At 62.2% G+C, this 14,198-nt stretch carries 6 protein-coding genes; 4 read left to right on the forward strand and 2 right to left on the reverse strand.

The window, feature by feature from the left end; translation table 11 throughout:
- Window positions 1-358 precede the first annotated feature (358 nt).
- From FA87_RS00715 to FA87_RS00730, 4 genes are all read left to right on the forward strand, one after another.
- Window positions 359-3,436: a TonB-dependent receptor gene (locus FA87_RS00715; protein WP_052191062.1), complete on the forward strand. Its 3,078-nt coding sequence runs from the start codon at window positions 359-361 to the stop codon at window positions 3,434-3,436.
- Window positions 3,437-3,915: 479 nt separating this feature from the next.
- Window positions 3,916-6,951 carry a TonB-dependent receptor gene (locus FA87_RS00720; protein WP_043691681.1) on the forward strand — a complete coding sequence of 1,012 codons (3,036 nt, stop codon included), beginning with the start codon at window positions 3,916-3,918 and terminating at the stop codon, window positions 6,949-6,951.
- A 489-nt stretch (window positions 6,952-7,440) separates the two neighbouring features.
- Window positions 7,441-10,479: a TonB-dependent receptor gene (locus FA87_RS00725; protein ID WP_043691684.1), complete on the forward strand. Its 3,039-nt coding sequence runs from the start codon at window positions 7,441-7,443 to the stop codon at window positions 10,477-10,479.
- A 258-nt stretch (window positions 10,480-10,737) separates the two neighbouring features.
- The gene (locus tag FA87_RS00730) at window positions 10,738-11,586 is read left to right on the forward strand and encodes a YbaY family lipoprotein (protein ID WP_043691686.1); all 849 of its coding nucleotides are present in this window, start codon (window positions 10,738-10,740) and stop codon (window positions 11,584-11,586) included.
- A 64-nt stretch (window positions 11,587-11,650) separates the two neighbouring features.
- Here the strand turns inward: FA87_RS00730 and FA87_RS00735 are convergent, their stop codons facing one another.
- On the reverse strand, window positions 11,651-12,103 hold the full coding sequence (locus tag FA87_RS00735; RefSeq protein ID WP_043691689.1) for a hypothetical protein: 453 nt from the start codon (window positions 12,101-12,103) through the stop codon (window positions 11,651-11,653).
- Window positions 12,104-12,341: 238 nt separating this feature from the next.
- The gene (locus FA87_RS00740; RefSeq protein WP_043691691.1) at window positions 12,342-14,159 is read right to left on the reverse strand and encodes an autotransporter domain-containing protein; all 1,818 of its coding nucleotides are present in this window, start codon (window positions 14,157-14,159) and stop codon (window positions 12,342-12,344) included.
- Between the last annotated feature and the right edge of the window lie 39 nt (window positions 14,160-14,198).

The raw sequence follows: 14,198 nt of genomic DNA on the forward strand, positions 1-14,198 counted from the left end.
GAATGTTTCCTAGGCTCAAGTCCTATATAGGCCATAAGTCACGTGTCTCGAAATCGTAACGGTTTGTGTCGACGTGATTTTTTGCACAGGTCATGACGAAACGGATCCTCAGACGTCGCGACATGTAAAGCTCAGGTGAAAAAATCATGTTGCGAATTCGCAATTAGTTTCGCTATATCTGGTCGCGGGTCGCTCAGCAGGGCGACTCCGGGGGCGCGCCGCTGGCATCACGCGGCGTGGCATAAGGGATAACAACGTCGTCGATGACCCAAGCAAACCTGGCCACAGCCGGGGCGGGATCGGCTTGCTCCGAATCGCAACAACGTACGGTTCGGGCTTTCTAGGGGAGAGGCAGTACATGAATTTGCGTCATCATCACGCCGTGTCGCTGGGTCGCCGCACCGCGCTTGCCCTGGCTATCGGTCTGGGCACCGTCTCCGGCGCCGCATTGGCACAGTCCAACGTCACCGGTTCCATTTTCGGTTCGGTAAATCAGCAGGGCACCTCGGTGACCGTGTCCAGCGCCGACACCGGCTTCTCACGCACGATCAACGTCGACGCGAACGGCCGCTATCGCTTCAGCGCGCTGCCGCCCGGCAACTACAAGGTTTCGCTGGAAAACAACGGCGCGGTGGTCAGCACGCGTGACAACGTGACCGTGACCATCTCGGGCGGTTCCGACGTCTCGTTCGGCTCGTCGGCATCGACCACCGAAGCCGCCACGCTCGAGGGCGTCTCGGTCTCCGCATCGGCGATGCCGTCGATCGACGTGTCGTCGGTCGATACCCGCACGGTGCTCACCGCCGAGCAGCTCAACAAGCTTCCGATTACCCGGGACGTGCTCGCCGCGGCATTGCTTGCGCCTGGCGTGATCGGGAACTCCAGCTACAAGGACGCGCTCGGCAATCCGGTGCCCAGCTTCGGTGGCTCCGCGTCGTCCGAGAACGCCTACTTCATCAACGGCTACGCGGTGACCAATCCGCTGACGTCGATCGGCCTGACTCAGCTTCCTTTCGACGCCATCGACCAGCAGCAGGTGCTCACCGGCGGCTATGGCGCGGAATTCGGCCGCTCGACCGGCGGTGTCATCAATATCGTGACCAAGCGCGGTACCAACGAATGGCACGCCGGCGTGTACACGATCTGGGAGCCCTCGGGGACGCGCGCCTCGCCGCGTAACTCGAACTATCCGGATACCGGGTTTTATCCGACGACCGACGGCACGGTCTATCAGTACTTCAAGAAGAACGAATACTGGCGCTCGACCGTCGGCGCCTACGCCAGCGGCCCGCTGATCAAGGACAAGCTGTTCTTCTACGTCGACGCCGAAATGAACCGCCGCGAAGGTGCCGGCGTGCAGTCCAGCACGACAGCGGGCGCCGTCACCTCCGCCACCGTCGGCCGTAACGGCTGGAACGACTACCAGTACAAGATCCCGCGCTGGCTGGCCAAGCTCGACTGGAACATCACCGACGATCACCACATCGAGCTGACCGGTGTGTCCGACAAGACGGAATACACGTCCGCCACCTACGGCTTCAACTACGCCAGCAAGACCCACGGCGCCGTGCAAAACGGCGGCTCGTACACGAAGGACGGCGGCGACCTCTACGTCGGTAAGTACACCGGTTACATCACCGATAACTTCACGGTCTCGGCGTTGTACGGCCAGCAACGCGTCGATCACGTGCAGACGCCGTTCGGCTACAACGCGAACTGCCCCCTGATCTCGATCGCCAGTGCCGCTTCCCGGGCGCCGGGCATCAATTACGGCAGCTGCCAGACCACCGCGACGTCGGTACGCGTACCGGGCGCGAACGATGCGACCGACGGCTGGCGCCTCGATCTCGAGTATCGCCTCGGCGATCACGACATCAAGTTCGGTGCCGATCGTCAGCAGGCCAAGTCGTTCACGGGCACGTCCCTGCCGGGTGGCTACAGCTGGACATACAACCAGCAGAACAACGCGGCCCAGGCGATCGACGCCGGTCACGGTGTCGGCTCGCCCGCCTCGGCGGGTGGTCTCGGTACGCAGGGCTATTACGTGACCCGCGCTTACACGACCACCTCCGCGACCGTGAAAACGGTGCAGGAATCGCAGTACCTCGAAGATCACTGGCAGGTCACCGATCGCTGGCTGGTCTACGCGGGTCTGCGCAACGAGCAGTTCAAGAACTTCAACGGCAATAACGAGGTGTATGCGAAGCAGCGTCACCAGCTGGCGCCGCGTCTGGGCGTGTCGTGGGACGTGATGGGTGATTCGACCCTCAAGGTCTACGCCAACGCCGGTCGTTACCATCTGGCCATGCCGAACAACGTCGCCGTGCGTGCGGCGTCCGGCTCGCTGGGCACCTCCGAATACTTCACGTACACGGGAACCGATCCGGTCACTGGCGCGCCGACGGGTCTCGTACCGGTGCCGGTCAACCAGGCCGCCGGTTACACGTGCGGCGGCACCAACGCGGTCTCGGCCAACCTCGAGTGCGGCGTGGCGCCGGATCCGCGTACCGTCGCCGCGAAGGGCCTGAAGTCCCACTATCAGGACGAATACATCGCCGGTCTCGATCAGGCGATCACGCCCACCCTGAACTGGGGTGCCAAGCTGACCTGGCGTCAGCTGCGCAGCGCGATCGACGACACCTGCACCCCCGCACTGGGCGGCGCGTGCTTCCTGTTCAACCCGGGTACCGGCAACACCTTCCTGCAGGAGCAGGACGACGGCTCGTTCGTCGCCGTGCATTACTCGAAGGACGCCCTGCAGCTTCCCGACCTGAAGCGTAAGTACTACGCCGTCGATCTGTACCTGGAGCATCCGTTCGCCGACAAGTGGTACGGCCGCATCGACTACACGTGGTCGCGCAGCTACGGCAACACGGAAGGTCAGCTGGCATCCGACCTGGACACGGGCAACGGCGGTCAGGCTGACGTCTCGGTGACCCAGGACTGGGATCTGCCGCAGCTGATGGTGGGCGCGAACGGCAAGCTGCCGAACAACCGTACGCATCAGATCAAGGCCTTCGGTTACTTCCAGGCCACCGACGATCTGCGCTTCGGTGCCAACCTGAACATCGCATCGGGTCGTCCGAAGAACTGCACGAGCTTCTACCCGACCGCCGACGCGGGCCTGTACAACGGTGCGTTCTACTACTGGTGCGGTCTGCCGGGCACGGCGGGTTACGAGCGCTCACCGCGTGGCTCGCACGGCAACACGCCGTGGACCTATATCGTCAACCTCAATGCGGCATACACCCCGAGCTGGCTGGACAAGAACCTGACGCTGCAGGTCGACGTGCTCAACGCGTTCAACAAGCAGACACCGACCTCGTACAACCCCCGTTATGCGTCGTCGCGCTCCACCGTCAGCCCGCTTTACGACCGCGAACTCAACTTCACCGATCCGCGTACCGTCCGTTTCACCGCCCGCTACGACTTCTGATCCGCCGTACCGGCAAAAACTTTCCAACAACAAGAGTCCCGGGTGAAAGGATTCGCCACGGGGCGACAAAAAGTGTCTCCCCAGATCGCCCTCGTCCCCCCGGACGGGGGCATTTTTTTCTAGGAATGATTCCTAGGAGCGAGTCATAGGACGCCGGCAAATGCCAAAAGTCACATCTGTAACTTCTTGTGCAGCCGGCTATTTTTCTGCGGCCCGGCAGTTGCTTCGGAAGTAATTGCCTAGATTTGTAAAATTACCGTGAGAATTTCGTATTGCAGTCCCGTGACCGCTGCGGATATATGTGTTCCACGTCACACGCAGTGGCGTTTCGGGGCGCGGGATCCTTTCACGGATCCTGCTGTTTAAAGGGGATTTTTAAACTCCGATCTCTAAGAAGCCTGGCGCTAGCCGGGCCGGGGTCGGCTTGCCGCTCGGCGCAGGTTTTTGCGTCGGCGGAATTTTAATCGGGGAGATGCAAGATGAATTCGCGCCACAACCGCGCCGCCATGCTGGGCCGTCGCACCGCACTGGCCCTGGCCATTGGCCTGGGTACTGTGTCCGGTGCCGCCTTCGCACAGTCCACCACCGGTTCCATCTTCGGCCAGGTGCCGGCAGGTGCGGGCCAGACCGTGACCGCGACCAACGAGACGGGCGTCAGCCGCACCGTCAACGTCGATGCCGCCGGTCGCTACTCCATCACGTCGCTGCCGCTCGGCAGCTACAAGGTCACGCTGAACAAGGACGGTGCCGCCGTCGATTCGCGTTCCAACGTGAGCCTGCGCGTCGGCGCGGGTACGGAAGTGGCCTTTGACGCCGCCGCGTCGGCCACGGCCGCCTCCAGCCTCGAAGGCGTGACCGTCTCGGCCAATGCGCTGCCCTCGATCGACGTCAGCGCGGTCGACTCGCGCACCGTCATCACCTCCGAGCAGCTGTCCAAGCTGCCGCTGGCGCGCACCGCTGAAGCCATCGCACTGCTGGCGCCGGGCGCCGTGGCCGGTAGCTCGTTCTTCACCGGTCCGACCGGTAATCCGCTGGTCTCGATCGCCGGTAGCGCCGTCACCGAGAACGCGTACTACATCAACGGTTTCAACACGACCGATCCGCTCAGCGGCTTCGGCGGTATCACCCTGCCGTACGGCGCCATCGACCAGCAGGAAATCCTCGCCGGCGGTTACGGCGCTGCTTACGGCCGTTCCTCGGGCGGCGTGATCAGCCAGGTCGGTAAGCGCGGCACGAACGAATGGCACTTCGGTGCGCAGGTCCTGTGGGAGCCGAACGGCACCAAGGCCAACCAGATCAATTACTACCGTCAGGTCGGCGCACAGGCCGGTCAGCTGTACGACGACAACAAGAAGGACAAGCTCGACCGCACCACGTACTCCGTGTACGCCGGTGGTCCGCTGATCAAGGACACCCTGTACGTGTTCGTCGCCGCTGAGCAGGAGCGTCGCTCGGGCGAGCAGACGACCAGCGTCGCGGCGCCGTTCGTCTACAAGCAGTCGTACCGCAACCCGAAGTTCTACGGCAAGGTCGACTGGAACATCACCGACAGCAACATCCTCGAAATCACCGGCGCGTCGAACAAGCAGGATTACGACGCTTCGATCTACGAGTATGACTATCCGACCAAGACCCGTGGCGACTACGTCGGCAAGGACAACTCGGTCAACAACAAGTCGGGCGCGGATCTCTACAGCGCCAAGTTCACCAGCTACATCACCGACGACCTGACCCTGACGGCCCTCTACGGCAAGATGAAGGGCACGTACTACACCGCCACCGGCGGTGACCAGTCGCTGCCGTCCATCCTCACCGCGACGAATCAGGATCCGCTGCTCAATGGCGGCAATCCGATCACCAACGCCAACCCGTCGGCCACCACCGCGGATCCGAAGCACACCTCGACCAACACCAACTTCCGTGTCGACCTGAGCTATCACATCGGCGACCACACGATCGTGGCCGGTATCGATAACCAGAAGGTGCTCGACAAGAACGACGGCGACAGCACGACCGGTCCGGGTTACGCGTGGGAGTACAACAAGACCGACGCCGGCACGCCGATCATCGGCGAAGCCCCGACGGACGCGTCCTATGTCGCCCCGCCGGGTGGCCGTGGCTACTACGTCGCCCGCTACGTCTACGGCACCGCCGCGTCGGTCCGCACCACGCAGCGCGCTCAGTACATCGAAGACACCTGGCAGGTGAATGACCGCTGGATGGTGAAGGTGGGTCTGCGCAACGACCAGTTCACCAACTACAACCAGGACGGCGAGCCGTACCTGAGGCTGACCACGCCGCAGTGGGCCCCGCGTCTGGGCGCCACCTGGGACGTCAACGGCGACTCCAGCCTGAAGATCTACGCCAACGCGGGTCGTTACTACCTCGCGCTGCCGGCGACCGTCGCGCTGCGTTCCGCTGGTGCTTCGCTCTACACCCGCGAGTACTTCAACTACACCGGTATCGACGCCAACGGTATTCCGCAGGGCCTGACCCCGATCTTCAGCAGCACCGGCGGTCCGATCTCGGCGAACAGCGAGTACGGCATCCCGCGTGATCCGAAGACCGCCGCCGCCACCAACATCAAGTCGGAATACCAGGATGAGTTCATCCTCGGTTTCGATGCGGCGCTGACCGACAAGTGGACCTACGGTGCGAAGGCCACGGTGCGCAAGCTGCGTAACGCGATCGACGACGTCGGCGACAGCGGTGCGATCCTGCGCAAGATGGAACGCTCGGGTATCGATCCGGACACCATCGGCGACATCCAGGGCAGCTACCTGTTCAACCCGGGTCGTGCCAACACCTTCCTGATCCCGAACACCAACGGCGGCTACTACAGCGTCGACATGAACAATGAGGACTTCGGGTTCCCGCACTCCAAGCGTAACTACTACGGCCTCGAGCTGTACCTGGATCACGCATGGGACGGCAAGTACCAGGTCCGCTTCGATTACGTCTACTCGAAGAGCTACGGCAACTCAGAAGGTCAGGTCCGTTCGGACATCCGTCAGGACAACGTCTCGGCGACGGTGGACTGGGATTACGCGGAAGTCATGCAGTACTCGAACGGCGAACTCGCCAACAGCCGCAAGCACAACTTCAAGATCTACGGCTCCTATCAGCTGGCTTCGGAGTGGCTGGTCTCGGGCAACATCAACATCGCTTCGGGTGCGCCGAGGAGCTGCCTGGGCTTCTACGGCCCGAACGAGACCAACCCGAACCTCGGCTACGGCTCGTACTACCACTGGTGCGATGGTCAGCCGTCGCCCCCGGGTGAGGCAGGCCACAATCCGTGGACCTACATCGTCACGGGTAGCGTCGAGTACCGTCCGGAGTGGGCCGACAAGAAGCTGGCCTTCAACGTCACCGTGTTCAACCTGCTGAACCAGCGCAAGGAAACGCAGGTTTATCCGATCCACGGCAGCGCGGCGAGCCTCAACCCGCGTTACGACGTGCCGCTCTACCAGACCCAGCCGCGCTACGCCCGCTTCGGTATCACGTACGACTTCTGATAGCGCGTCGCGTATCGCACAACAAGAAAAAGCCGAGGGGGGCAGGGATCTGCCCCCCGACGGTCACGAAATGTGCTCCCCAGATCGCCTTCTTCCGTCCCGCGGACGAGGGCTTTTTTTTCGGAAGCATTTATTTCTCAAGCAAAAATCCCCTGATTTCCGGGAGTTGGCCGGGAATCCTGAACAAGCACCGCACTAGGAAAAACGCCTACACCGTGTAAATAATTTGTTGACACGGCAGTAAGGTCACGCCTATGTTCGGCATCGGCGACACCCGACTGAGCCTTTCGTGAACTGCGAAGGCGTCTCGGTTTGGTACTAGTCAGGGCTTGTCGGGAGCAGGTCGGGGGAGGCAGTCGACTCTGGGAGGAGTTGGCGCCAGAACACCACCCCTCGGATCCGAGCAACGGCAAGGCCATTTTTTCCGGCCTTTGGTCGGTTTTGCTCGTTTTTTTTGGCCCTGTTGGGGTCGATCTGGGGAGATTTGCAATGAGTTCTCGCAGCATCCGGCAGGCTTCCGTCCTGCGTCGTTCGTCGCTGGCGCTCGCGCTGGCGATCAGCCTGGGCGGCACTGGTGTCGTCCTCGCGCAGTCCACCACGGGTAACATTTTCGGTACAGGCGCCCAGCCGGGCGACACCGTGCAGATCAGCGGCTCCACGGGTATCACCCGTGAGGTCCCGGTCGACGCGTCGGGCCGTTACCAGTTCAACAACCTGCCGGTTGGCAGCTACCAGGTCGACCTCAAGCGCAACGGCGCCGTCGTCGATTCGCGCAAGAACGTCAACCTGACGGTCGGCAAGGGTTCGGACGTGTCGTTCACGGCCGCCACCTCCGCTGCCAGTGCCCAGTCGCTCGATTCGGTCACGGTCACGGCCAACAGCCTGCCGCCCGTCGACGTCTCGACGGTCGACTCGCGCACGGTCATCACCTCCGAGCAGCTCGCCAAGCTCCCGCTCGCACGTACGGCTGAAGCCATCGCGCTGCTTGCCCCGGGTGCGGTGTCGGGTAGCGGCTACTTCTCCGGTCCGACCGGCAACGCTCTGGTCTCGATCGGCGGCGGCTCGGTTACCGAGAACGCGTACTACATCAACGGTTTCAACACGACCGATCCGCTCAGCGGCTTCGGTGGTATCACCCTGCCGTACGGCGCGATCGATCAGCAGGAAGTGCTGGCCGGTGGCTACGGCGCAGCCTACGGCCGTTCGGCCGGCGGCGTGATCAGCCAGGTCGGCAAGCGCGGTACCAATGAGTGGCATTTCGGTGCGCAGATCCTGTGGGAGCCGCGCGGCACCCGCTCGACCCCGGGCAATGACCACTACATCATCAACAGCGAGACCACGTCGGCTGGTGAGATCTACAACTACAACAAGAAAGACACCCAGATGCGTACGGTCGAGTCGGCCTACGTGGGTGGTCCGCTGATCAAGGACAAGCTGTACATCTTCCTCGCCGCCGAGCAGGAGAAGGTGAACCAAGATCGTTACACGTCGCAGGACTCGCCGAACTACTACGACCGTTCCTACCGGAACCCGAAGTTCTACGGCAAGCTGGACTGGAACATCAACGACAGCAACATCCTCGAAGTCACGGGCGCGTCGAACAAGCAGAACTACGACGCCAACGTCTACGGCTTCGACTACACCACCCTGACCAAGGGTGACCTGGTCGGCAAGGACACGTCGGGTAACCCGCTGAACAAGACCGGTGCGGATCTCTACACCGCCAAGTTCACGAGCTACATCACCGATGATCTGACCCTGACGGCTCAGTACGGCAAGATGAAGGGCACGTACTACTCGCAGGTGCCGCAGACTCAGGTTCCGCACATCATCAACCCGACCCTGCAGGACCCCACGCTCGCTGACGGCGTCTCGAATGAGAATCCGAGCACCCGCGTATACGATCCGCAGCACAAGTCGACCAACACCAACCTGCGCATCGACCTGTCGTACCACGCTGGCGATCACACGATCACCGCCGGTATCGATAACCAGGACGTCCGCGACAGCAACGATGGTCAGGGTACCTCGGGCCCAGGCTATGCCTGGGAGTACGGTAAGAAGGCCAATGGCACCGTGCCGATCGCTGGCGCGCCGGGTGGCGACACATATGTTGCACCGGCTGGTGGGAATGGTTACTACGTCGACCGTTACGTGTACGACGCTCGCGCGTCGGTCCGCGTGAAGCAGCGCGCCCAGTACATTGAAGACTCCTGGCAGATCAGTGATCGCTGGTTGGTCAAGGTTGGCATCCGTAACGACCAGTTCACCAACTACAACGGCGTTAGCGAACCGTATCTGCGTCTGACCACGCCGCAGTGGGCCCCGCGTCTGGGTGCTACCTGGGACGTCAACGGCGATTCGAGCCTGAAGATCTATGCCAACGCCGGTCGCTATTACCTCGCCCTGCCGGCGAGCGTGGCACTGCGTTCTGCGGGTCAGTCGCTCTATACCCGTGAGTATTTCAACTACACGAGCATCGATGCCAACGGCATCCCGCAGGGCCTGACCCCGATCGATACCGCCACCGGCGGCCCGATCTCGGGTAACCGTGAATACGGTATCCCGCGCGATCCGAAGACCGCCGCTGCGACCAACCTCAAGTCGGAATACCAGGATGAATTCATCCTCGGCTTCGATAAGACGCTGGGCGACAAGTGGGTCTACGGTGCGAAGGCAACCGTGCGTAAGCTGAAGAACGCGATCGACGACGTGGGCGATTCCGACACGATCGAAGCCGCGCTCGTCCGTCAGGGCGTGGATCCGGCGACCATTGGTCCGATCCAGGGCAGCTACCTGTTCAACCCGGGTCGCGCTTCGGACTTCGTCGTTCCGAACACCACGGGCGGCTACTACACCGCGCACGTGACCAACGCCGACTTCGGGTTCCCGCATCTCAAGCGTAACTATTACGGTCTCGAGATGTACCTCGAGCATCCGTTCGATGGTAAGTGGTACGGCAAGCTGGATTACCTGTACTCCAAGAGCTACGGTAACTCGGAAGGCCAGGTTCGTTCGGACATCGGCCAGACCGACGTCTCGGCGACGGTCGACTGGGATTTCCCGGCGCTCATGCAGTACTCGAACGGCGAACTGTCGAACAGCCGCAAGCACGTCTTCAAGGCGTACGGTTCGTACCAGCTGACCGAAGAGTGGATGCTGTCGGGTAACCTGACCGTCGCGTCGGGCGCACCGAAGTCCTGCCTTGGTTACTTCGGCGCCGATGAATCGGATCCGACCGGTTACCAGTCGTACTACCACTACTGCTACGGTCAGCCGTCGCCTCCGGGTGCCGCGGGCCACAATCCGTGGACCATCCTGGCCGACCTGAGCGCCGAGTACCGTCCGACGTGGGCTGACAAGAAGCTTGCCTTCAACGTGACCGTGTTCAACGTGCTCAACACGCGTGAGCGTCTGGCCACGTACCCGCAGGCTGGCGAAACGGGTGCTGTTGACCCGAACTACCGCACGGCGCTGTTCCAGACCACCCCGCGTTACGCTCGCTTCGGCATCACCTACGACTTCTGATCCATCGACGTCGTAAGCCGATAAGGAAAACGCCACCTTCGGGTGGCGTTTTTTTTTTGCCCTGACCGTTTCCGGCAAACCTGACCGTCAGCTTGCCAACCCGCTCCCGTTTCCGCCAAGTCGGGTAGTTTCACCCTTGACTTTTACATCGGCGCATTTCTCGGTATGCTCCAAGGTCCCCCCGGACATGTTGCAGCGCCATGCGCGCGCGTATTGTCCGTCACCCCAAAACCATTCCGTTCCATACGAGGTTTGACCATGCGCAGGATCCTCTTGTCGCTCGCTTCTGTCTCCGCCCTGGCGCTCGCCGGTTGCGGTGGCGGCTCCGACAACAACGGCCAGCAGGCCGCCGCCGGTGGCAGCGACAATGCCGCTCCCGCCAACGCCGTGACCGGCACCGTCACCCTGCGTGACGCCGGCGCCCAGCTGTCGCCGGACGCCAAGCTCGACCTCAAGCTGGTCGACGTCAGCGCCCAGGGTTCGCAGCCGCTGGCCACCAAGACGGTGCAGCCGGTGACCCTGCCGCAGCAGTTCCAGCTGGACTTCAATGCCGCCGACCTCAATCCCAACGACATGTACATCGTCGAAGCGTCCCTGCAGGACGGCGAGCGTCACTATTCGGCTCCGCTGAAGACCCCCGTGCTGACCAAGGGCGCGAAGAACGTCGCCAACATTCAGCTGGTCGGTGAAGCGACGCCGGGCGAGAAGGAGCTCAGCGGCTACAACTCGCTGAAGAAGAACATCGGCGGCCTGAAGATGACGCAGGGCACCGCGTTGAAAGAAGGCGAGTCGCGCGGCTGGCAGATCTTCAAGAAGGGTAACGACGTGCAGTTCGTTATCGAACTGGTCGATTACGGCGATAAGGGCTTCACCTCGACGAACTACGCTTACAAGAACGGTAAGCCGTGGGTGATCGTCCAGGAGAAAAAGCCGAGCAAGGACGGTAAGCCGACCTCAATCCAGCGTGCTGGCTGGAACGATGCCGGCGAACTCGTCCTCAAGCAGAACGAGGCTGGCGGCAAGGTCGACGTGCTCGGCGACGATGCCGTCGCGGCGCTGAAGAGCCAGGCTGACGCTATGTATTCGAAGGCTGGCGGCAAAAAGTAATCCGGCTGCCTAGCTAAGCAAAAAAACGCCGGCGTGTAGCCGGCGTTTTTTTTGCGCGAAGAGGTTAGTTGCTTCCAAAACCCGTCGTGTATGTGCCAATGCCGGAGATCTCTGAAGGTGCAGGCAGGTTGCAGTCTGCACGCCCGAAGAACGGTCCGCCGATATAGGTCGTATCGAGGCAATAGTTACTGACGGTGCGCCCGGTAGCGCTGTGAAAGTACTTGATCACATCTTCGATGTGGTGCCCCTCGGTCTGACAGCTTCCCGACGATGAGCAAGTGACTATGGGATCGCCGCAGCCGAAGTCGAACTCGATCCGGTTCGCATTGCCCGCATCAGTAACGCCTGCGTGTTCGCGAGTGTTTTCGCAATAAAGAATCGAGTTACCGATGATGTTGTCGTTCGCGTCAAAATAAATGATCGACCGAGCGTACGCAGGGAGAGCCATTGAGACGCCGGGGATTGCGCCGAGGAAGACAAGTAGCAGCGCGGCGAGGGCGTAGCGAGTTCGATTCATTCTTTATAGTCCTTGAGTAACTTCTCATGAAGTCCTCAAAGACTAATGGGTCGGTGTTCCTCATCGAGCTGCAAGCAAGTGCGAAGCGAGACAGCCCTACGCGATCTTCAGAATGAACCTACACGTATTCGGCAAACAAACGTTTAGGAGAGTTTATCGTTGAAATCGAAAGAAGCCGTTTACAAAAAAGCACGCCTCGATCTGCGAGGGCGTGCTTCAATAGTTTTGCTGCGGCAGATCAGAACGACATCTTCAGCCCGAGGTTGAGGCTGTTGTAACGCTGCGTGTCGTCTGCGAAGCGACCGCTGTAGCTCGCCCAGCCGCTCCAGGTCTGGCTGAAGTCGGCGGTGACGCCGAGGTCGGCCGTGGCCCAGGTCTTGTCCGGGGTGAAGCCCTGGACTTCGAACTTGCCGGCCATGCTGTTGAGACCCGCGGTGACGTAACGATCGTCGGCGCGGCCGTCGTGGTTGTAGGACACCTCGGCGAACGGGTGCAGCATGGTGCTGCCGGCCTGCATCGACCCCTGCAGGCGCCAGCCTGCCGTTTCGATACGAGCGTTACGCGTCTGCTTGCCGAAGGTCATCGCGGTGCTGGTGTTGCTGCGCTCGGTGTAACCGAACACGCGCAGCTGCTCGAATTCCACGCTGACGAACGGGCCGGTCTTGAGTGTGTCGCTACCGAACCACCAACCGCCCTGCAGGCCTGCGCCCACGTGCGAGCCATCGGTTTTGCCCGTCTCGGTGCGACGTGCGGCGCCGAGGTCGATGCGACGATCGATGTCGGTGAAGCTGAGCTGGCCGAAGCTGACGAACGCGCCGCCGTAACCGCCGCCCTGGTGATAGAAGGCATAACCCGAACCGGCGACGTCCTGCATCTTGTAGCCGCCACCGCCCTGGAAGTCGGCGTTGTTCTGGGACAGGCCAAGAGCGACACCGACGGAGACGTTCTCGTTGACCTTGGCATCCGCACCGACCGTCAGGTTGACGTTGTCGCTGTCGGTCTTCGGCGAAGTGTCGGTCGTCTTGAACTTCTGCTGGCCGTAGTCGACGGCCGCGAACACGCGGGAGTCGGCGCCGAAGTTATCGGCGAGCATCTGGTTACGCAGCACACGGACATGCGCGGCGTCGGAGGCGAGACCGGCTTCGCCGAGCAGCGAAATCTTCTGCGGGGCGGTAATCACCGAAATCGCATACTGGCCGAGGATCGCGTGAGCCGCCGTGGTCGGGTGAATGCCGTCGGCGAACAGGTAGGTCGAAGCCGCATTCGGGTCGCGCAGGGTGGCCGGCGTGCAGGTCAGCGAGCTGGCCGTGGTGCAGGCCGGCACGGTGACGTTGGTGAAGCCGTAGGTGCTCGGGCTTGCGATGACTTCGTTGAGCAGCGCGTAGGTGTCGATCGGCACGATGCCGCGGTTGGCCTGGGCCAGACCGCCGGATAGGATGCCGTTGTAGACCTGCGACAGCTGGCTGATCTGGCCGGCCGCCGTTGCGCCCTGGGCCAGCGCGGCGGGGGTCTTGCCGACGTCGGGCAGGTTGAAGACGACGATGGTCTTCGCGCCCGCCGCCTGCAGTGCCTTGATCTGGCCGACTTCGTTCGTGGCGGCCGTGGCGACGGTCACCTGGGCCGTGGCCGGGTTGTTCAGTGCCGCCAGCAGGTCGTTGGCGCCGATCCACATGGTGTACAGCGCGTTCGGGTCGGCCTTGCCGCCGGTGGACGCGAGATACGTCTGAATCTGTGTCGAGGTCGGCGGGACGGTCAGCGGCGTGCCGGTGACCGGGTTGACCGTGGCGGCACGCGCGTTGCCGTACGCGTAGTCGGTGCCACCCTTGAGCGACGGGGTGAGCGAGAGGCCGTAGTACGACGCGATGTTCTCGACCGCGACCGTGCCCGGGTTCGTCGTGAAGCGCAGCGCGACAGGCGAGCGGATCAGCGTGGAGACGTTGCCGTTGTCGCTCAGGCTGTCACCGAAGGACACCACCTGCGTGAAACCGTCGGCGTGCGCCCCGGCACTGAAGAGAAGGGCGGCGCCGATGGCACCGGCGAGATGACGAATACGCATGTGGAATCACTCCGTGTGTGGGGCGTTAGAGAAACGTTA

The sequence above is a fragment of the Luteibacter sp. 9133 genome (assembly GCF_000800155.1).
GTDB lineage: Bacteria > Pseudomonadota > Gammaproteobacteria > Xanthomonadales > Rhodanobacteraceae > Luteibacter > Luteibacter mycovicinus.

Excerpts from the sequence above, each read along its gene's own strand:
- FA87_RS00715 (WP_052191062.1), top strand. The coding sequence starts at position 359 with ATGAATTTGCGTCATCATCACGCCGTGTCGCTGGGTCGCCGCACCGCG.
- FA87_RS00720 (WP_043691681.1), top strand. The coding sequence starts at position 3,916 with ATGAATTCGCGCCACAACCGCGCCGCCATGCTGGGCCGTCGCACCGCA.
- FA87_RS00725 (WP_043691684.1), top strand. The coding sequence starts at position 7,441 with ATGAGTTCTCGCAGCATCCGGCAGGCTTCCGTCCTGCGTCGTTCGTCG.
- FA87_RS00730 (WP_043691686.1), top strand. The coding sequence starts at position 10,738 with ATGCGCAGGATCCTCTTGTCGCTCGCTTCTGTCTCCGCCCTGGCGCTC.
- FA87_RS00735 (WP_043691689.1), bottom strand. The coding sequence starts at position 12,103 with ATGAATCGAACTCGCTACGCCCTCGCCGCGCTGCTACTTGTCTTCCTC.
- FA87_RS00740 (WP_043691691.1), bottom strand. The coding sequence starts at position 14,159 with ATGCGTATTCGTCATCTCGCCGGTGCCATCGGCGCCGCCCTTCTCTTC.